Annotated in this window: 16 protein-coding genes; 8 read left to right on the plus strand and 8 right to left on the minus strand. The window is 67.6% G+C overall.

Annotated elements, in window-relative coordinates:
- Positions 1–62: 62 nt before the first annotated feature.
- Positions 63–1,421 (minus strand): eIF2B alpha/beta/delta subunit family protein, encoded by a 1,359-nt coding sequence (locus RJT37_RS16415; RefSeq protein ID WP_313686140.1) that lies wholly within the window; start codon positions 1,419–1,421, stop codon positions 63–65.
- Positions 1,422–1,478: 57 nt separating this feature from the next.
- Between RJT37_RS16415 and RJT37_RS16420 the strand changes: the two genes are divergently transcribed.
- From RJT37_RS16420 to RJT37_RS16430, 3 genes are all read left to right on the plus strand, one after another.
- Positions 1,479–1,988, plus strand: a complete 510-nt coding sequence (locus tag RJT37_RS16420) for a metallophosphoesterase family protein (RefSeq protein ID WP_345785372.1) — start codon at positions 1,479–1,481, stop codon at positions 1,986–1,988.
- Between the two features lie 110 nt (positions 1,989–2,098).
- Positions 2,099–2,851 (plus strand): coenzyme F420-0:L-glutamate ligase, encoded by a 753-nt coding sequence (locus RJT37_RS16425; protein WP_313686142.1) that lies wholly within the window; start codon positions 2,099–2,101, stop codon positions 2,849–2,851.
- Positions 2,844–3,854 (plus strand): 5,10-methylenetetrahydromethanopterin reductase, encoded by a 1,011-nt coding sequence (locus RJT37_RS16430; protein WP_313686144.1) that lies wholly within the window; start codon positions 2,844–2,846, stop codon positions 3,852–3,854. The genes RJT37_RS16425 and RJT37_RS16430 overlap by 8 nt, the downstream gene beginning before the upstream one ends.
- A gap of 121 nt (positions 3,855–3,975) precedes the next feature.
- Here the strand turns inward: RJT37_RS16430 and RJT37_RS16435 are convergent, their stop codons facing one another.
- Positions 3,976–4,221, minus strand: a complete 246-nt coding sequence (locus RJT37_RS16435; protein ID WP_313686145.1) for a DUF8024 family protein — start codon at positions 4,219–4,221, stop codon at positions 3,976–3,978.
- 89 nt (positions 4,222–4,310) lie between these two features.
- Between RJT37_RS16435 and RJT37_RS16440 the strand changes: the two genes are divergently transcribed.
- Positions 4,311–4,745, plus strand: a complete 435-nt coding sequence (locus tag RJT37_RS16440; protein WP_313686147.1) for a DUF7573 domain-containing protein — start codon at positions 4,311–4,313, stop codon at positions 4,743–4,745.
- Between the two features lie 9 nt (positions 4,746–4,754).
- Here RJT37_RS16440 and RJT37_RS16445 read toward each other — a convergent pair whose 3' ends face one another.
- From RJT37_RS16445 to RJT37_RS16460, 4 genes are all read right to left on the minus strand, one after another.
- Positions 4,755–5,975, minus strand: coding sequence for an MFS transporter (locus tag RJT37_RS16445; protein ID WP_313686149.1), 1,221 nt, complete (start codon positions 5,973–5,975; stop codon positions 4,755–4,757).
- A gap of 202 nt (positions 5,976–6,177) precedes the next feature.
- The gene (gene mutL / locus RJT37_RS16450) at positions 6,178–7,905 is read right to left on the minus strand and encodes a DNA mismatch repair endonuclease MutL (RefSeq protein ID WP_313686151.1); all 1,728 of its coding nucleotides are present in this window, start codon (positions 7,903–7,905) and stop codon (positions 6,178–6,180) included.
- Positions 7,898–10,798, minus strand: a complete 2,901-nt coding sequence (gene mutS / locus RJT37_RS16455) for a DNA mismatch repair protein MutS (RefSeq protein ID WP_390209114.1) — start codon at positions 10,796–10,798, stop codon at positions 7,898–7,900. The genes mutL and mutS overlap by 8 nt, the downstream gene beginning before the upstream one ends.
- Before the next feature lie 42 nt (positions 10,799–10,840).
- Positions 10,841–11,569, minus strand: a complete 729-nt coding sequence (locus RJT37_RS16460; protein WP_313686153.1) for a TVP38/TMEM64 family protein — start codon at positions 11,567–11,569, stop codon at positions 10,841–10,843.
- 225 nt (positions 11,570–11,794) lie between these two features.
- Here RJT37_RS16460 and RJT37_RS16465 point away from each other — a divergent pair, with 225 nt between their 5' ends.
- The 4 genes from RJT37_RS16465 (at position 11,795) to yciH (ending at position 16,997) form a co-directional block, all read left to right on the plus strand.
- Positions 11,795–12,757 (plus strand): AAA family ATPase, encoded by a 963-nt coding sequence (locus RJT37_RS16465; protein WP_313686155.1) that lies wholly within the window; start codon positions 11,795–11,797, stop codon positions 12,755–12,757.
- A gap of 10 nt (positions 12,758–12,767) precedes the next feature.
- A complete protein-coding gene (locus RJT37_RS16470; RefSeq protein WP_313686157.1) occupies positions 12,768–14,330 on the plus strand; it encodes a DUF58 domain-containing protein in 1,563 nt (520 codons plus the stop codon).
- Positions 14,327–16,543: a transglutaminase TgpA family protein gene (locus RJT37_RS16475; RefSeq protein ID WP_313686159.1), complete on the plus strand. Its 2,217-nt coding sequence runs from the start codon at positions 14,327–14,329 to the stop codon at positions 16,541–16,543. The genes RJT37_RS16470 and RJT37_RS16475 overlap by 4 nt, the downstream gene beginning before the upstream one ends.
- A gap of 160 nt (positions 16,544–16,703) precedes the next feature.
- Positions 16,704–16,997 (plus strand): stress response translation initiation inhibitor YciH, encoded by a 294-nt coding sequence (gene yciH / locus RJT37_RS16480; protein WP_311170610.1) that lies wholly within the window; start codon positions 16,704–16,706, stop codon positions 16,995–16,997.
- Between the two features lie 124 nt (positions 16,998–17,121).
- On the opposite strand, the gene RJT37_RS16485 is transcribed toward yciH, so the two are convergent.
- Positions 17,122–17,409 carry a hypothetical protein gene (locus RJT37_RS16485; protein WP_313686162.1) on the minus strand — a complete coding sequence of 96 codons (288 nt, stop codon included), beginning with the start codon at positions 17,407–17,409 and terminating at the stop codon, positions 17,122–17,124.
- Positions 17,410–17,637: 228 nt separating this feature from the next.
- Entirely contained in the window at positions 17,638–18,057 is a 420-nt protein-coding gene (locus RJT37_RS16490) for a type IV pilin N-terminal domain-containing protein (protein ID WP_313686164.1), read from the minus strand.
- Positions 18,058–18,188: the final 131 nt, after the last annotated feature.

Consider the following 18,188-nt stretch of genomic DNA (forward strand, 5'->3'; position numbering starts at 1 on the left):
GGTGTGGAAGTCTTCTATGGCGCCCGCACAACGCAATGAAGCCCTGTCCTGTGGAACCCAAACTATCGTTTGTCCCACGCCGCGTATTCGGCGTGCCGCTCGGCGACCTCCCGGACCGCGTTTGCGTCCAACAGCCCCGCGTCGGTGGCGACACCGTCGACGAGATCCGCGGGGATCACCTCGAACGTCGGCGCGTGGACCGCGACGTCGGCGCCGCCGTCGTAGACCGCGTCCGTCGGCGACGTTTCCGCCGAAACGTGATCATTCGCCCTCGTTTCTCCCTCCGCCGCCCGGATTTTGTCCGCCGCGGCGACGACGTACACCGGGATCCCGATCTCTCGTGCCGCAAGCACGAGCACCCGCGTCCCGGTCTTGTTGACCACGTCGCCGGTCGGGAGCACTGCGTCGGCGCCGACGAGGACGGCGTCGACCTCGTGGGTCGCAAGCGCCGACGGCAGGGCGGCCTCCGTCGTCAGCGTCACGCTCGCGTCCGTCGCCCGCGCGGCCCACTCCGCGACGCCGACGCCCTCGCGTTCCGGTCGGGATTCGGCGACGACGAGTGCTGAGAGCCCCGATCGGGTGTCGCCGCTATCAGCGGTCGCGTCCCCCTCGCTCGCAAGCGATGCGATCGCCTCCTGGACCGTTCCCGACCGCGAGAGCGTCGCCACCACCGTCGCGTCGGCGTCGCGGAGACGCGCTGCGGCCGTCTCGGCGGCTTCGGTATCCGCCTCGAAGGCGGCGGCGAGGGCGTCGATCGCTCGATCGACGACAGCGTCGGGGTCCGGCGTCGCTGCGTCGGACGCGGAGTCGGGGTCCGCGTCCGTCGCCGACACGACCTCCGCGAGCACGCGGTTCACTCGATTCTCGACGGCCGCCATCCCCGGCCGGGCGTCGCGGAGGTTCCGCGCGGTCTCCGCGACGTCGTCCCACTCGTCGGCGTCGACGGCGGCGTCCCGGAGGACTTCCAGCGCCCGGGCGGCGATCCACGCCGACCCGTGGGTCCGATCCTCGCGAACGGTCTCGACCGTGGGCGCGACGCGCCGCCACGTCGCCCACAGGCGCGGGACGGTCTCCCGGTGGCGGATCTCGGTCGGGTCGACCCACTCGATTGCGGCGAGTTCCTCGTTCGTCGTCACTGACCGTGTCCCGGTCTCGAAGAGGAACGGATGCACCGTGAACGACCCCTCAGCATCGTCGATGGAGAGCGGGTCGCCCGCGCGGACGAGTTCGAGATCCGCGTCGGTCAAGGCGACCTCTTCGCGGAGTTCACGGCGCGCGTCCCGTTCGGCGTCTGCGGGATCGCCTTCCACGTAGCCCGAGATACCGGCCCAGCGTCCCTGGTACGTCCCGACCGCGTCGCTGCGGCGCGTGAGGAGGATCTCCCCCCGCTCCCGGACGAAGCACGTGACGACGTCTGCCATCGTCGACTCTTCGCGCTCGGGCCGAAACGTCTTTTCGGTGGCGCCTCTCGATCCGGTATGGTCGTGGCACTCGCCGTTGTCAGCGATACCCACATTCCCTCCCGAGCCGATTCGATCCCGCCGTGGATCGAAGACCGGACGCAAGCGGCGGACCACGTGGTCCACGCGGGTGATTTCGACTCCGCGGGCGCCTACGAACGGATCGTCGAACTGGCCGGTGGCGAGGAGTCTTTGACCGCCGTCGTCGGCAACATCGATCCCCGGTCGTTCGACCTCCCGATCGTCGAGACGCTGGCCGTCGAAGACGCGACCTTCGTCGTCACCCACGGCGCGGGCCCACGACACGGCTACCGCGAGCGCGTCGCCGAGACGGTTCGCGAGGAAGGCGGCGTCGACGCCGTCGGGATCGCGGGCCACACCCACGAGCCCCTCGATGCGGTCGTCGACGGCGTCCGTCTGCTCAATCCCGGGACGGCGACGGGTGCACCGCCGGGCGCGGAGCCGACGATGTACGAGGTCCGCGTCGACGGCGACGACGTCTCGGTGACGCTCCATCGGCCAGCGTAGGCGATTATCGAACGAAACCGTCCGGCCATAGAGAAGCGATCGCGGATGGCATACCGGAGACGCTCGCCAATATCTGCCCGCTTTTTGTCGGCACAGTCACTCTACCCTGTATGGAACTGTTCGCGGTCCCCGACCTGCCGGAGGTGCGCGCTGGCCACGATCTCGCGGCGTTGATCCGCGAACGGGTCGACTTGCGTCCCGACGACGTGGTCTGTGTTGCCTCGACGATCGTCTCGAAGGCGGAGGGACGAAGCGCCGACCTTTCGTCGTTCCCGGCCGGCCCGCGCGCCCGGGAACTTGCCGATAAACTCGCGGCGGCAACGGACGAGGAGAAAGATCCTCGGTTCGTGCAGGCGGTCCTCGAAGAGAGCGTCGAGGTGCTGATGGACGCCCCGTTCCTGCTGACGGAGACGCGCTTCGGCCACGTCACCGTCAACGCCGGCATCGATCGCTCGAACGTGCCCGGGGGCGACCTCCTCCTGCTTCCGGAACAGCCCTCGGCGAGCGCCGACCGGATCCGTTCCGAACTCTCTGCCGAGCGCGTCGTCGTCACAGACACCTGCGGCCGCCCGTTCAGACACGGACAGCGCGGCGTCGCAATCGGCTGGGCCGGGCTCGCGCCCGGTCGCGACTGGCGCGGGGAACACGATCGCGACGGGCGCACGCTCGACGTCACTGTCGAGAACGTCGTCGACGAACTCGCCGCCGCAGCAAATCTCCTCGCCGGGGAGGGCGACGACGGCACGCCCGTGGTCGTCGTCCGCGACTTCGAGTGGGGCGACCACGACGGCAGCGACGCCCATTTCAGGGAGATCCAGACCGACTTCGTCCGGCAGGCCATCCGGGAGTGGTCGTATGAGTGACTCACCCACGCGGCCGACGCTCGGAATCGAACTGACGCCCGACGATCCCATCCCCGCGGTCGTCGAACGCGGCGTCGCGGCCGAGCGCGCGGGCTACGACACCGCCTTCGTTCCCTGTCACTACAACAACCGCGATCCCTTCGCGGCGCTTTCGTTGCTTGCGGACGCAACCGACTCGCTGCGCCTCGGGCCGGGAATCGCCAATCCGTACGAGTTGCATCCGGTGACGCTGGCCGCAAAGACCGCGACGGTCGCAGAACTCTCCGACGGCCGGGCAGTCTTCGGCGTCGGTCCCGGCGACCCCTCGACGCTTCGGAACCTCGGGCTCGAAGACGAACGCGGTCTCCGCTCGGTGCTCGAGGCGTTCACGGTCGCCCGAGAACTGTGGGCGGGCGAGCGAGTCACCCACGACGGCACGTTCGTCGCACAGGACGCGGGGCTGAACTTCACCGTGCCCGGCGAGATCCCGGTCTACGTCGGCGGCGAGGGGCCGCATATGTGCCGGATGGCGGGTAAACACGCCGACGGTCTGCTGTTCAACGGGTCCCACCCCGACGACCTCGCGTGGGCGCGCGACCGGGCAGACGAGGGACGCACCGACCGCCCCGACGACTACGGCGACTTCGACCTGCTGGCGTACGCGAGTGTCAGCATCGACGCGGATGCGGCGGCCGCCCGCGAGGCTGCTCGGCCGCCGGTCGCCTTCATCGTCGCGGGCGCGGCGCCGCCAGTGCTCGATCGACACGGGATCGACGCGTCGCTTTCGGAGTCGATCGGCGAGCGGATCAGCGCGGGCGAGTTCTCGGCGGCCTTCGAGGCGGTCACGCCCGCAATGATCGACGCCTTCTCGATTGCCGGCACGCCCGATTCGGCCGTCGAGCGGATGGCCGACCTCCTCGCGCACGCCGACGGAATCGTCGTCGGCTCGCCGCTCGGGCCCGACCCCGAGGCGGCCGTCGACCTCGCGGCCGACGCGTTCGACCGGGCTACGGACGAGAGATAGCCGGGGCCGTCAGGAGTCTCAGGTCCGCGGCGCCGCCAGTCGCTACTGTCTCGGCGTGCAGGCGATGTCGCTATCTCGGCGTGCAGGAGTGTCGCTACTGTCCCGGCGTGCAGGAGTGTCGCTACCTCGCGGTGCGATCCGGTGCGGAGTCCCGCGCACTCGACCCCAGCCCGGTCAGGTGGTTCACGAGCGCACCGAGAGCCAGGTACGCGCCGTAGACGATCGTCGCCGTCGTCAACCCGGCGCCGACGAGGAACGAGACCGCCGTGATCGGATCGACACCCAGCAGGATCTCGAAGATGAAGATCCCCACGAGGTCGACGAGGCTGACGAGCAACTGCACCACGAAGTCGATGACCGTGACCATACCGGCCGTTCGTCGCCATCCTATTTGTGTCCACGGGACTTCCGGCGCGAGCCGTCACCGCTAAGCCGCCGCCGGCACAGAACCCGAATATGGCGCGGGACCGGTCCCTCGACGAGTTCGTCGGCGGGGAGCGAAAGACAGACGACTCAACCGACGGGGAGGGAGCCACAGCCGCGTCCGATAGCGGAGACGGAGCGACAGACGACGCCGTTCCAGAGGATGGTGGGGAGTCAGTCGATGCCGACGCCGTTCCAGAGGATGGTGGGGAGTCAGTCGATGCCGACGCCGTTCCAGAGGATAGTATGGAGTCAGCCGATGCCGACGCCGTCCCCGAAGACAGTGAGGAATCGGTCGACGAAGCGGAGAACGAACTGACGGATCCGGCCCCCGACGACGTCGAACCGGCGACGGCGACGTACCGCTGGGAGCCGGACGGGATCGAGTGTTCGGCCTGCGGTACCACTGTCAATCGGCTCTGGACGGGCGAGTCGGGGCAGGTCTGCGCCGAGTGCAAGGAGTGGTAACCGGCGAACTCACCCGGCGTCGGAGACCCGGAGTGTGAGGAGAATGACGAGCCCGATAATCGCTGCCAGTAGCCAGTACCCCTCGTCGAAGTAGCCGCTGTCCGCAATCACGCCGAAGATGACCGGGCCGGCCGCGCCGAGCGTCGCCGTCGTCGTCCGAACCACGCCGAGCCCGGTTCCGCGGACGGATTCGGAGAACGCGTCAGAAAAGAACGACTGCGTGATCGTGCCCGAACCGAGCATCGTGCTCACGAGCACAGTGATACCGGCCAGTTCGATGGTCCCCTCGACGACCGGCAGCAGCGCGAGCCCGGCGACCGGCCCCGAGAGGACTATCACGAGCGAGCCGCGGAACCCGACCCGATCGTACGCGGCGCCGGCGACGGGCTTGACGACGACGCCGGCCGCGAAAAACAGGCTGAATAACAGTGAGGCACGGGCGGACGACAGCCCTTTTTGCTCGACGAGATACGTCGGATACAGCCCGGTGAACGCCTGCCAGACGAGGATGTAGAGGAAGAAGATGAACGAGATGAAGACGACGTTCTGCTGGCGCAGTTCGGCCAGTACCCGTCCGGAAGTCTCGCCGGAGAGGGCGTCGGAAGCGGCTGTCTCCCCTCCACTTCCGGGATCGACCTCCCGCGGCAACAGGAGCCACAGCGCGAGCGTCCCGACGAGCAAAAGCGGCGAGACGAAGACGAGGCCGGCCTGCCAGGCGATAGCCGCTGCGAGCGTCCCGGCGATCGGCGGGAGCAGCGTCTGTCCGAGGTCCCCCGTTGCCATCGTGACGCCGAGGGCGCTCCCGATCCGATCGGGATAGATGTCCGCCAGAAGTGTGATCCTGGCGACGGGATACAGTGACTGTCCCAGGCCGACGAGAGCCGTCGCGGCGAACAGCGCCACCGCCGTCGGCGCAGCGACGACGACGAGGACCGCCACGGCGACGACGGCCGCGCCGACCGTCATCACCGACCGCTCGCTGTAGCGATCCGCCAGAATCCCGCCCGGAAGTTGTCCGATCGCCGAACCGAGCCACAGGATCGTCACCAACAACCCAGCGACCGAGAGACTCAGCCCGAACGATTCCCGGAGATACGGCAAGAGAACCGGGTAGATCATCCGTGTCCCCAGGAGCAACCCCCAGACGCCCGCAATCACACCCAGCGAGCGCCCCTTGCCGTCGCCCCAGAGCGCCTTCGCCTCTCGGCCGACGGGGGCGAGAGGATTCATCGGCACACCTGGACCGGACGGCGTCGGTTGCCCCACTCCACCACACGGGTGCCCATCAGGTGATTTCCTCCGGGGAAACTCTCCGACCCATTGGCGGACACTCGCAGAGAAACGGATAAATTGGTATCGGAACGGCGGAGCGTCGTCCCGAAACCCACCGATCTGTCTCGGCGGCGCTCGGAGGCGACTCCCCGACTTTCGATCACTCCATCCGCGGGCCGCGCCGACCGAACCCGCGGACCAGGACCTCCTCCTCGATGGTCAGCACCGTCGGCCGGCCGTGGGGGCACGCGTACGGGTTCTCACACGACCCGAGCCGTTCTAGGAGCGTCGAGGCCTCCGCGTCCGTGAGTTCGTCGCCGGCCTTCAGCGAGGGGTGACAGGCGAGTTCTTTCAGAAGCGTCTCGCGGCCGTCCTCCGGCATCTCGCCGTTCCGGAGCGCGTCCACCGCGTCGCAGACGCTTTCCGGCGCCGCGGCACGGCCCATCGGCGCGGGCACGGATCGCACGCGCACAGTCGTGTCTCCGAACGGGTCGACGTCGTACCCCAGTTCAACGAGTGCGTCTCGGTGGGACTGGACGGCCGCGTACTGTGCTGGCGTCAGCGACACGCTCGCCGGGGGGTCGATCTCGGCGGTCGGTGTCTCCCCCGAGACGGCCTCCTGTAGCCGCTCGTAGTTCACCCGCTCGTGTGCGGCGTGCTGATCGACGACGAGGAGGTCGTCGTCGAACGAACAGAGGAGATACAGCCCGCGGTACTGGCCGATGACCTCGGCGTCCTCGAAGGCGGATTCGGTCGCGGATAGCGGCTCTATGGACTCTCCGAGATCCATCGCGAGTTCCTCGCTCCGACGCCGATCAGCCGTCGAAAGCGCGTCGTGGACGGCTGCTTCGACCGCCGACGCGACGGCGTCGGGATCGCGGAGCCGCACCTCGCGTTTCCGCGGGTGGACATTGTGGTCGGCCCACGACGGCGGCGTGGTGATAGACACGACGGCGATCGGCTCGCGGCCGTCGGGCAGTAGTTCCCCGTAGCCCGCGGCGACAGCGCGCCTCAACCGGTCGTCGCGAACTGGCCGGCCGTCGACGGCCGTATACACGTGTGCCCGGCGAGCGCGGGTGACCGACGGGTGGACCAGCACTCCGGTGATCTCCAGTTCGCCTGCGGTGGCGGCGTAATCGCCGGAACCAGCGTCACTGTCGCCCGATCCGATGGCCCGCGACGCATCGAGCGTCGTCGTCCGCGCGGCGACCTCCCGGTCGTACACCGCGAGGAGCGCGTCGGCGAACTCGCCGGTCCCGGGCGTCGAAAACACCGCCGCGTCGTCGTGGGTCAGCGAGACGGCTACGTCCGGTCGTAGGAGGGCATAGCGCGAGACGGCGTCGCTGATCCGCGCAAACTCGGTTCGGGCCGTCGCGAGCGACTCCCGCCGGGCGGGGGTCCCGGCGAACAGTTCCCGGACCGTGACGGTTGTCCCCTGCCCGCGGCCGGCCGTCTCGACCCGGTCCGTACCGGGGCCATCGGCGGCGACGACGCGGGTTCCCGCCGGGTCGCCGTCGTTCGTCAGGAGTTCGAGTCCGGCGACGGTCGCGATGCTCGCGAGGGCCTCGCCGCGAAAGCCGAGTGTCCCGGCCGCTTCGATCGATCCCTCGGGCGGCAGCTTGCTCGTCGTGTGTCGCTCGACGGCGAGTTCGGCGTCGCGCCGGCTCATCCCGTGGCCGTCGTCGCTGACGCGGATCTGCTCGGTGCCGTCGCCCGCGACGTCGACGTCGATCCGGCCGGCGCCCGCGTCGAGCGCGTTCTCGATCAGTTCGACGACGACGTCTGCCGGCCGGGTGATTACCTCTCCGGCGGCGACGCTCGCGACCGTCTCCTCGGACAGGCGGCGAACGTGGTCGCCGCGTATCGACGCCGACGGATCGTCACTCATCTAGTTTGCGTCGTAGTTCCTCCAGCGTGTTGAGCGCTTCGAGCGGCGTCGTCCGCGCGACGTCGAGGTCTCGGAGTTCCGTGAGAACGGCGCGTTCGGCGTCGCTCAGGTTTTCCTCGCTGACGCCGTCGTACCCGTCTGATTCCTCGATGCCGTCGACGTATGCCGCGAGGGTGTCTCCGCGGTCGACGGATGTTTCGTTGGCTGACTCGCCGTCTGCTCTCCCGCTGTCTGCACTCTCACCATCCGCGCTCTCACGACCGGTATCGACAGCCTGCTTCTCGGACTCGGGGGACGAATCGGCTGAGACGGATTCCGTTTCCCCCGACGACGCTCGGATGTAGTCACGTGCGCGATCGACCACCGTATCGGGAACGCCCGCGAGTTTCGCGACCTCGACGCCGTACGACGACGACGACGGGCCCTCGGCGACGCGGTGGAGGAACGTCACGTCCGAATTGGTATCGTCGGCGTTGCCGCCGTCCGCGTCGCCGACGGTCCCGTTCTCTGCTGCCGTCCTCCCGGACGCCGAGCCGTCTTCGCTTTTACTCACCGTGAAATGCAGATTGAACGCTGCCGGGAGGTCGGCCGCGAGATCGGTCAGATCGTGATAGTGGGTCGCAAACAGCGTCGTCGCGCCCACCTCGTCGTGGATGAACTCCGTGGTCGCCTTCGCGATCGCGAGGCCGTCCGTTGTGGAGGTCCCCCGGCCCACCTCGTCGAGGAGGACGAGCGACTCCTCGGTGGCGTCGTGGAGGATCTCGGTGAGTTCCGACATCTCGCGCATGAACGTCGACTGGCCGCCCGCGATGTCGTCGGAGGCGCCGACGCGGGTGAAGATCCGATCGAGGACCGGCAGTTCCGCCGCGTCGGCGGGGACGAAACTGCCGGCCTGGGCGAGCAGACAGATCAGCGCGACCTGCCGCATATACGTCGATTTGCCGCTCATGTTCGGCCCGGTGATGACCGCGACGTGGCCCGGGGTGAAGTCGATCCCGTTGGGGACGAACTCCGCCTGCGTCCGCTCGACGACCGGGTGGCGGCCGGCATCGATCCGGAGCGTGTCGGCGCCCATCTCTGGTCGGACGTAGTCCGACCCGGCGGCAACGGCGGCAAAGGACGCCAGGGCATCCAGCCGAGCCAGCGCGTCCGCGAGCGACTGGAGCCGTTCGGTCGCCTCTGCGACCCGGGCGCGGACGGAGCAGAACACGTCGTACTCCAGGGAGTCGGCCCGTTCGGCCGCCGAGAGGATCTCGTCCTCCCGCCGCTTCAGTTCCGGCGTGTAGAACCGCTCGGCGTTCTTCAGCGTCTGCCGTCGGGTGTAGTCGTCGGGCACGGCGTCGAGGTTCGGGTTCGTCACCTCGATGTAGTAGCCGTGAACCTGGTTGTAGCCGACCTCCAGGGAGTCGATCCCGGTCCGCTCGCGCTCTCTGGCCTCCAGATCCGACACCCACTCGCGGCCCTCCCGCTCGGTCGCCCGGAGGTCGTCGAGTTCGTCGTCGAACCCTCCGCGGATGACGCCGCCTTCGGTGATCTCCTGTGGCGGGTCGGCGACGATCGCCCGCTCGATCAGGTCGCGGACGTCTTCGAGTTCGTCGAGTTCCCCGCGGAGGTCACGGAGCGCCGCCGACTCCGCCTCCTCGAGTGCGCCTTTGATTTCCGGGACGACGTCCAGCGTCGTCTGCAGCGACCGGAGGTCGCGGGCGTTCGCCCGCTCCCGAGAGATGCGCGCGGCGAGTCGTTCGAGGTCGTACACTTCACGAAGGTACTCGCTGACTGTCTCCCGCGCCAGCGGTCGGTCGAGCAGTTCGCCGACAGCGTCGTGTCTGCGCTCGATCGCTTCGGCGTCGATCAGCGGCCGCCTGAGCCACGCCTCCACCTTTCGGCGACCCAGGGCCGAGGAGGTCCGGTCGACCGCGTCGAGCAGCGTCTCGCCGCCCCCGGGCTGCCGTGACTCGAACAGTTCCAGGCCCCGCATCGCCGTCGCGTCCAGGCGGAGCGACCGCCGGAGGTCGTACCGGCGGATCCGCGAGACGTACGAGAGCGCGCCGTCGTCGCCCTGGGTGTACTCCGCGTACTGCAGGAGCGCGCCGACCGCGCGCCGTTCGATCGGTGCGTCGAGCACGGCCGCGGGCTCTGCGACGTACGACGCGAGCGTCCCCTCGGCGGTCCCGAGTTCGAACGTCGCCGGCTCCCGCTCGGTCACCATCGTCTCGAATCCGAGGGTCGTCGTTTCGACGGCGGCGTCCGGGCCGACGAGCAGTTCGGCCGGAGCGAGCCGTTCGAGTTCCTCACGAATCCGGTCGGTCGGCGCGCTCGTCACCTGACACTCGCCGGTCGAGACGTCGAGCGTCGCGAGCGCTGCGGCCGTGGACGCGCCCCGGCCCTCGTCCGTCGGTTCGGCTTCGACGATCGCCCCGAGGTACGTCGCGCTCGCGCGGTCGAGCAGTTCGTCGTCGACGACCGTCCCCGGGCTGACGACGTTCGTCACCGCCCGGTCGACGAGCCCCGACGCCTCCTCGGCGTCCTCGACCTGATCGGCGATGGCGACCCGGTAGTCGGCGTCGAGCAGCGCCTCCAGATACGACGCCGCGTTGTCGATCGGAATGCCCGCCATCGGGTAGGTGCCGGTCGAGTCCTCCCGCTGGGTCAGCGTCACCTCGCAGACGCGTGCGACAGTCTCTGCGGCCTCGCAGAACGCCTCGTAGAAGTCGCCGACCTGGAACAGCACGATCGCATCGGGGTGTGCCTCACAGAGTTCCAGGTACTGTGAGAGCATCGGCGTGAGCTCCTCGCGTCGCTCGCGCATCGTCTCGGGTGGGCCTTCCGGCCGCCGCGTTTCGTCGTCGCCGTCCGTCGCCGTCGACGACGGGGCGGACTCCGCCCGTTCCATACCTACCGCACGGCGGTCGAACACCAAAAGCGGACGGGATGGCTACTCGCCGCCGAACCGCCGAAGGATTCTATCGCGGTTCAGATAGCCGAGCGCAGAGACAAAGAGAACGGCGGCCGCGACGACGGCTGCGGCCGCGAACTGGTCTGTGCCCAGCAGTCCGCCGACGACGTTTGCGAGGAAAAAGGCCGGCGCCCGGCCGACGACCGCGAGCAGGATGAGCTGCCACAGCGGCAGTTTCGTGAGCCCGCCCGCGAAACAGATGACGTCGTCCGGAAGCCCGGGAATCAGGAAAAAGAGAAAAAGCGTCACACGGACGTACCGATCGCTGATCGAATCGAACGTCGAGAGCGCATCGCTGTCGACGATCCCTTCGACGTACGCCCGTCCGAACAGACGTGAGAGCCAGAACGCGGCCGCGCTGCCGAGGGTGATACCGATCATATTGTAGAGCGTCCCCCACCACGGGCCGAAGAGATACCCGGCGACGACCGCGAGGATCTGTCCCGGCACCGGTGCGACCACCACCTGCAGCGCCTGAAGGACGATGAGTGCGATCGGCGCCCATATCCCGAAGCTCCGGATGAACGTCCGGAGCGCAGCGGTGTCTGTCAGAAACGAAAGGTGCGACCGCAAAAGCAGTATGACGGCGACGAAGCCGACAGTGACGGCCATCAGATGCCGGAGGAACCGACGCCGACTTCGCTCGGACGCAAAGATCTGTGTCGTCTGGATCCACGCGCGAATCCGGTCGAGAGTCGAATCGGTCACGGTTCGATGGGAGCAACGACTCTCGGGCACTTGTAAGCCCACGACAACTTACTCCGGGGTATCGCGGACGAAGGCTCGTCCGTTGATCGCCGCCTGTTCGCCGATCACTCTTCGATTGGAGGACGATGACACCCAGCAAAGTTACGTACGCGCAGCCGTTATATGTGAGAGCGTGAGACGGGCGTGCGGCGACGGTCCTCGCCCAGGATCACAAGACTTCATACCATGACCGACGCAGACGCCGTCCCCGACCCGGACTCCGTTCCCCCGCTTCCGGTCGACGACGCGGCCGAACTGACCACGCGCATCGTCGACAACGTCGAGCGCGTCATCGTCGGCCATCCCGACGCCATCGAGCACATCCTCGTGGCGCTTTTCGCCCGCGGTCACCTGCTCTTGGAGGACGTTCCCGGCGTCGGGAAGACGATGCTCGCCCGGGCGGTGGCGACATCGCTCGACTGTTCGTTCAAGCGGGTACAGTTCACGCCCGATCTCCTGCCGTCGGACGTCACGGGCGTCAGCGTGTTCAACGAGAAGACACGGGAGTTCGAGTTCCGCGCCGGCCCGGTGTTCGCAAACGTCGTCCTCGGCGACGAGATCAACCGCGCGCCGCCGAAAACACAGGCGGCCCTGCTGGAGGTGATGGAAGAGCGGCAGGTCACCGTCGACGGCGACGCGCGCCCGGTCCCCGATCCGTTCACCGTCATTGCGACGCAGAACGACGTCGAACCGGGCCAGACGTACGACCTCCCGGTGGCCGAGGTCGACCGATTCACGAAAAAGATCCGGCTCGGCTATCCGACGGAATCCGAGGAGACCGAACTGCTGGGACGTCTCGCCGGCGATCATCCGATCGAGTCGCTCGAACCGGTCGCGACCGTCGAGGACGTCCGCCGCGCCCGACGGACCGTCGCCGACGTGACCGTCCGGGAGCCGGTCCGTGCCTACGTCGCCAGACTTGCGAACCACACTCGCGATCACGCCCGACTCGGCGTGAGTCCGCGGGGGACGATCGCGCTCGTCCGGGCTTCACAGGCCAGAGCGGTCTTCGAGGGACGGGACTTCGTCACACCCGACGACGTCCAGCGTGAGGCACCGACCGTGTGGGGGCACCGAATCAGAACCGATACCGACGTCGAGGGCGCCGCGGTCGTCGAGAGAGCGCTCGACGACGTCGCGGTGGAGTAACCAAGGAGAGATGCGACCCACACGACGCGCTTACGTGGTGCTTGCCGTGGTTGCGGGGGCCATCGTATCGGGGTCGCTCTTCGGCGCCCGATCGCTCGACGCTGTCGTCGTGCCGGCGCTCGTCGCGCTCGTCGCCGCCGTGGTGCAGGTGTGGCGCGCGCCCACGCCAACCATCGAGCGGACGCTCCCCCCTGCCCGACCCGCCGGGACGAGCGGGACGGTCGACTTGCGACTCGATGCGCCGCGATCGTACCCGGCGACGGTCTCCGATCGGCTGCCACCCGGAATCGATGGCGGCGGAGGCGTCGACGGCGATGGCAGGGGCCCCGGGGCTGACAGCGATAGTAGAGATCCCGAGGCTGACAGCGACGGCGGCGAGGTCGATGACGAAGATACTGAGGCCGATGGCGACGGCACCGGACCGGCGGAAGCGGCGGCCACAGCGGCGGTCGTCGACGCGACGATCGGCGGCGACAGCGTCTCCTACGAGATCACTCCGCGGCGACGCGGGAAACACGAGATCGGGCCGGCGACAGTCGTCGTGACGGACGTTCTCGGGCTCGTCGCGCGGACCTCCCGCGTCGAAAACCGCGGGACGCTGCTGGTTTTCCCGCCGATCCGTCGGCTCGCTCCGGGCGCCAGGACGGAACTGCTCGCCGCGTCGGGTGCAGTCGATCCCCGACCGAGCGGCCGGGACACGTTCGAGGGCCTGCGCGAGTACGTCCCGGGTGATCCGCTCCGCGACGTACACTGGAAGTCGTCGGCCAAGCGTGGGTCGCTCGTCGTCCAGGAGTTCGCCGGTGAACCGGATCGGGACCGTGTGGTCGTCGCTGCCGGCCTTGGGGCGGTCGACGGTGGCGGGCAGCGTATCGATTCCGGCAACGACGGGGCCACAGCAGGCGATCGCAGTACTCAAAACACGCGGGACACCGAATCGGACGACCGGGGCACGGATCCACACGCGAGGGGGCCGAGGCCGGATACTGGAGGTATACCTGCGGGTGCGGTCGACGCTGGCGACGAGACTGGACCTGCCCCTGCGGACCTCGGTTCAGCCCAGGTCGACGTCGAAACGGTCGATGCGATGGCCGAGGCGGCGGCCACGGTCTGTCTGTCGGCGCTCGATGACGGCGTTCCCGTCTCGCTTGTCACCCCGTCCGGGACCGTCACCGCGTCACCGGGGATCGAACGTCCGATATTGGAACACCTCGCGACAGCCGAAGGAGGGCCGGTACCATCAGTCGACGCCGACATCGTGGTGACCGCTGCTGCTGGCACAGCCTCGATCCGGGCTGGCGGCGTCGTCCGGTCCTTCGCGGATCTGCCGGTCACGGGCTCCGGTTCGCTTCTGGACGACTCCAACAGGAGCGGCGCGAACGATCGGGAGCGTCCCATCGACAGGTGGACCGGAAACAACGACGCCGTGCCGTCGCGGCATCGCAATGACAGTCCCGGAGATTCATCTGCATCACAGCCTCGCGAGGAGCATCCCGAGTCGCGCCGCGGGCAGCACCCTGAGTCGCGTCGCGGGCACCATCCAGACGCGTCGTCGACAGACGGGAGGCGCCGATGACCGAGACGTCCGGTTCTCTCCGGCGGGTCCCGGCGGAGCCGGCTCTTGCCACGCTCGGATTGCTCGCGCTGACGTGGTCGTACGCGAGCGTCCTCTGGCACGTCACCGACGTCGTCGGTGGCCGGACGGCGTTCGTCGGGGTCGTGATCGCCTCCCTGGCGCTTGCGGCGCTCGTCGGCCGCTACGTCGACGTTCGCGTGGCGTTCGTACTCACGATCGGACTGCTGATTCTCGGCTCCGTCGCGTACCTGGCGACGCTGCCACGGAGTCAACTCGAACTGTTGACCGGCGAGCGCATTCTTAAAGACACGATTGCGCTTTTGACCGGGCTCTCGATCCTCCGGCTCGTCGGTGCCGGCATCTGGGCGATTGCGGTCGTGCCGGGACCGGTGTTCCTCTCGTGGTATCTGGCGATCAGGCGCCGGTACGTCGCCGCCGCTGCGGCAGGGAGTGTCGCGCTCGGGCTGGTCGTCCTCACGGGCGACGCGAGCGGAACGACCACGATCGTCGGCGTTGCCGGGGCCACGACAGCGGTCGCCGCAGACACGTTCGACCGGCACGGAGCCGGGACGACACAGGTCGACGTCCTGACCGCGCTCGTCGCAGCGATGGTCGTCTTCTCGGCGACGCTGTCGGTCGTGCCCGGTGCGGCGGGGTCGCCGATCCTCCCGAACCGCGGTTCGCCGACGGTCGAGGGGAGCATCGTCGACGCCCAGGACCGCGTCGAGATCGTCGGCAGCATTCGGCTTTCCCCGAAAGTCCGGTTCACTATCGAGAGCCCACAGTCGGACTACTGGCGAACGGCCGTCTACGACCGATACACCAGCGACGGCTGGGTTCGGACTGGGAACACCCGTCCCTACGACGGTCAGCTTCGCGGGCCACCGGGCCCGGCTGATCGCCTCGAACAGGTCGTGACAGCCGAAGACGAAGTGGCCGTTCTGCCGGCGGCGGCAGAGCCAGTCAGGCTGGATGGCGAGGTAACCGACCGCACGCTCGTGACGCCCCAGGGGACGATCAAGCCGACGACGACGCTCGAAGCCGGCGACACCTACACCGTGATGAGCCGCGTTCCGAACGCGACGAGCGATCGACTCCGAGCGGCTGGGACTGACTATCCGTCGCAGGTCACCGATCAGTACCTCCAGCTCCCCGACAGCACCACCGACCGCGTCCGTGAACGCGCAGAATCCGTGGCAGGCGACGAGATCACCCCCTACGACAAGGCCGTCGCCATCGAGGAGTATCTGGAGTCGGAGAAGGAGTACTCCCTGAGCGTCCCTGCACCGAGCGGCGATATCGCCGACCTGTTCCTCTTCGAGATGGACGCCGGCTACTGCACCTACTACGCGACGACGATGGTCGTGATGCTTCGGTCCCAGGGTATCCCCGCGCGGTTCGTCACCGGCTACACGGCCGGCGAACAGGTTGGCAACGACAGCTACGTGGTCCGCGGCCTCGACTCCCACGCCTGGGTGGAGGTGTACTTCCCGGACGTCGGCTGGGTGCGCTTCGATCCGACCCCGGGTGGTCCGCGGCAGACTGCTGAGTCGGCCCGACTCACCGAGGCGCGGCAGAGCGGGGAGGAGAACGTCGACCTGACGACCTCGAATGCGACGGCTGCGCCGGTCCCCGACGGCAACAGCGGGACGGAAATCGCGCCGTCGCCCACGACCGAGTCGTCGTCGCCCGCGGGCAACCAGTCGGCGGTGAACGGGACACTGGGTCCCGCGCAGAACCCGGAGATGGGAGTCGTCACGTCGACGGGGACCGAGGACAGCGGCCCGCTCCCCGGACTACCTTCCTGGCGTGCGCTCTCCGTCGGATTGGTCGGGCTCCTCGGCATCGCCGCGGGCGCACACCGGACCGGGAAGCTCACCCGGATGCGTCAGCTACTCGCCATCCAACGCCAGCGTCGGAGCGGGGATCCCGACATCGACGTGAGCCGTGCACACCGCCGACTCTCAGTACTGCTCGAACGCGAGTACCGGGCCCGTGATCCCGGCGAAACGCCGAGAGCGTACCACCAGTCGCTGGTGGAGGCGGGCCTGCTCGTCGAGGACTCTCGGCGCCGGGACGCCCGGCGGCTCCTCGAACTGTACGAGCGTGCACAGTACGGTCCCGGTGTGACCCCAGTGGAGGCTGACGAGGCGGTGACGACGGCCGACCGGCTGGTTCGATCGGCGACGCCGATCCTGCGTCGGTTCGGCTGAGCCGTTTTCAAGGCGGGTTCAGTCCTGTCGGGGTCGGGGGAGTACCCGCTGTCGGCCTGGCAATACGGACGGACGTAGTCGACCGACCATCGATCGATCGTGCGGTCGGATCGGGGTCCCGATACTGTTTAATATCCCCATCTTGTAGTTTCGGGCTGTAATGTCGGAAGTCTGCTCGACGTGCGGACTCCCTGAGGAGCTTTGCGTCTGCGAGGACGTCGCCAAAGAGTCCCAGGAGATCACCATCCGCATCGACGAGCGCCGCTACGGAAAGGAGGTAACGGTCATCGAAGGGTTCGACCCCAAAGATGTCGATATGGACAGCCTGTCCTCGGATCTGAAATCGAAGTTCGCCTGCGGCGGCACGGTCGAGGACGGCGCCATCGAACTCCAGGGGAACCACACCGGACGCGTGGAGGACTTCCTCCGCGAGAAGGGCTTCAACGTCGCGTGATCGGTACCTAACCTTCCCGGGCGTCCCGCGTCGAGCGGTTTTGTTTCCAACGCTTCGAGCGCTAGCGTCGTTCTTCGCCGTCGCTACGTACTCGACTCGTCCCCGCAGGGTGGCCCTCCGTCCGTCAGGACTCGCTCCAGGCGTCGTGGGCTTGGATCTCCTCGCGGACGCTCTCGCAGTCTTCACCGCCGGTCAATCCGAGTGTGTCGGCCGCCCGGGCGGAGGTCTGTCTGTCGGCGACGCTTTCGCCGCTCTCCTCGGATTCGAATCTGTACGTCGCCGTCGAACCGCCGAGCAGGCTCGATCCGGACTGCTCTATGGTCGTCGGGAGCACGCGGTGTTCCGCGAGCGTTCGGATCAGGTCTTCACGGCCGCTGTCCGCTGCCTCTTTCATCTCTGTCTGAACCGCCATAGTCGATGTTGCGCGCGGCGTTCCATTCAATTTTCCGGCGGTGGGCGCGAAGTGGCGGTCGGCTATTCGCTCGATCGGCGCGACGTCTGTGAAGCGCGTCGGAAACCGATCTAACGGTGAGTTCGTTGTGCTTACTTCGACGGTGGAGCCGGTCGCGAAGGTAATCACGTCATACCGGATCACTTGGCAGTCGCTGGCGAACGCGGAAAAATCGGAAAAGGTGCCGGATTAGCTCGGTGCGGTGCTTTCTGCTATCGTGGCTGAGTCACCACTTTCCGGATCTTGCCAGACGACTCGGATCGTTTCCCCATCAACATATGGTCCCTCTAGAACCGTATCGCCAGCACTGTAAGTCCCGTTTGGCTGCCCGTAAACCGACTGATTATAGCCTGTGTCAGACCCGACAACTTTGATGGAACTATTTTCAAGTTGATCGCCAGATTGGTGAACAATCGTCACATTCGAACTCGATTGATTGTACTGGAAGTCAACGGTAGCCTGCGGCGCGGTGTTCTGCAGTGACCCACCGAGGTTGAGCACGAACGAGCCAATGACTGCTGCCAGGATCACGGTAATTGCGACCATCAGGATCACACCGATCACCGGCGAAACGGCGCTGTCGTCTGTGAAGAGGTTTCGTAGTTTCATAGTTTGTGCGACACAAGTATGAGGGTATTCCCCAGCAACCCACCCCGTGTCTGGGAGTAGGTACACACTACTTCCATATAAGTCTCCCCTTCAAATTATACTAAATGATATTCAGCGAACAACTACTAGAG

The organism is Halobellus marinus (assembly GCF_032113415.1).
Classification (GTDB): domain Archaea; phylum Halobacteriota; class Halobacteria; order Halobacteriales; family Haloferacaceae; genus Haloquadratum; species Haloquadratum marinus.

What these genes read in the sequence shown, in the direction of transcription:
- mutL (WP_313686151.1), bottom strand. Translation starts at nt 7,905, where the DNA reads ATGAGTGACGATCCGTCGGCGTCGATACGCGGCGACCACGTTCGCCGC.
- RJT37_RS16440 (WP_313686147.1), top strand. Translation starts at nt 4,311, where the DNA reads ATGGCGCGGGACCGGTCCCTCGACGAGTTCGTCGGCGGGGAGCGAAAG.
- RJT37_RS16485 (WP_313686162.1), bottom strand. Translation starts at nt 17,409, where the DNA reads ATGGCGGTTCAGACAGAGATGAAAGAGGCAGCGGACAGCGGCCGTGAA.
- RJT37_RS16415 (WP_313686140.1), bottom strand. Translation starts at nt 1,421, where the DNA reads ATGGCAGACGTCGTCACGTGCTTCGTCCGGGAGCGGGGGGAGATCCTC.
- RJT37_RS16430 (WP_313686144.1), top strand. Translation starts at nt 2,844, where the DNA reads ATGAGTGACTCACCCACGCGGCCGACGCTCGGAATCGAACTGACGCCC.
- RJT37_RS16475 (WP_313686159.1), top strand. Translation starts at nt 14,327, where the DNA reads ATGACCGAGACGTCCGGTTCTCTCCGGCGGGTCCCGGCGGAGCCGGCT.
- RJT37_RS16425 (WP_313686142.1), top strand. Translation starts at nt 2,099, where the DNA reads ATGGAACTGTTCGCGGTCCCCGACCTGCCGGAGGTGCGCGCTGGCCAC.
- RJT37_RS16435 (WP_313686145.1), bottom strand. Translation starts at nt 4,221, where the DNA reads ATGGTCACGGTCATCGACTTCGTGGTGCAGTTGCTCGTCAGCCTCGTC.
- RJT37_RS16420 (WP_345785372.1), top strand. Translation starts at nt 1,479, where the DNA reads ATGGTCGTGGCACTCGCCGTTGTCAGCGATACCCACATTCCCTCCCGA.
- RJT37_RS16445 (WP_313686149.1), bottom strand. Translation starts at nt 5,975, where the DNA reads ATGAATCCTCTCGCCCCCGTCGGCCGAGAGGCGAAGGCGCTCTGGGGC.
- mutS (WP_390209114.1), bottom strand. Translation starts at nt 10,798, where the DNA reads ATGGAACGGGCGGAGTCCGCCCCGTCGTCGACGGCGACGGACGGCGAC.
- yciH (WP_311170610.1), top strand. Translation starts at nt 16,704, where the DNA reads ATGTCGGAAGTCTGCTCGACGTGCGGACTCCCTGAGGAGCTTTGCGTC.
- RJT37_RS16470 (WP_313686157.1), top strand. Translation starts at nt 12,768, where the DNA reads ATGCGACCCACACGACGCGCTTACGTGGTGCTTGCCGTGGTTGCGGGG.
- RJT37_RS16490 (WP_313686164.1), bottom strand. Translation starts at nt 18,057, where the DNA reads ATGAAACTACGAAACCTCTTCACAGACGACAGCGCCGTTTCGCCGGTG.
- RJT37_RS16465 (WP_313686155.1), top strand. Translation starts at nt 11,795, where the DNA reads ATGACCGACGCAGACGCCGTCCCCGACCCGGACTCCGTTCCCCCGCTT.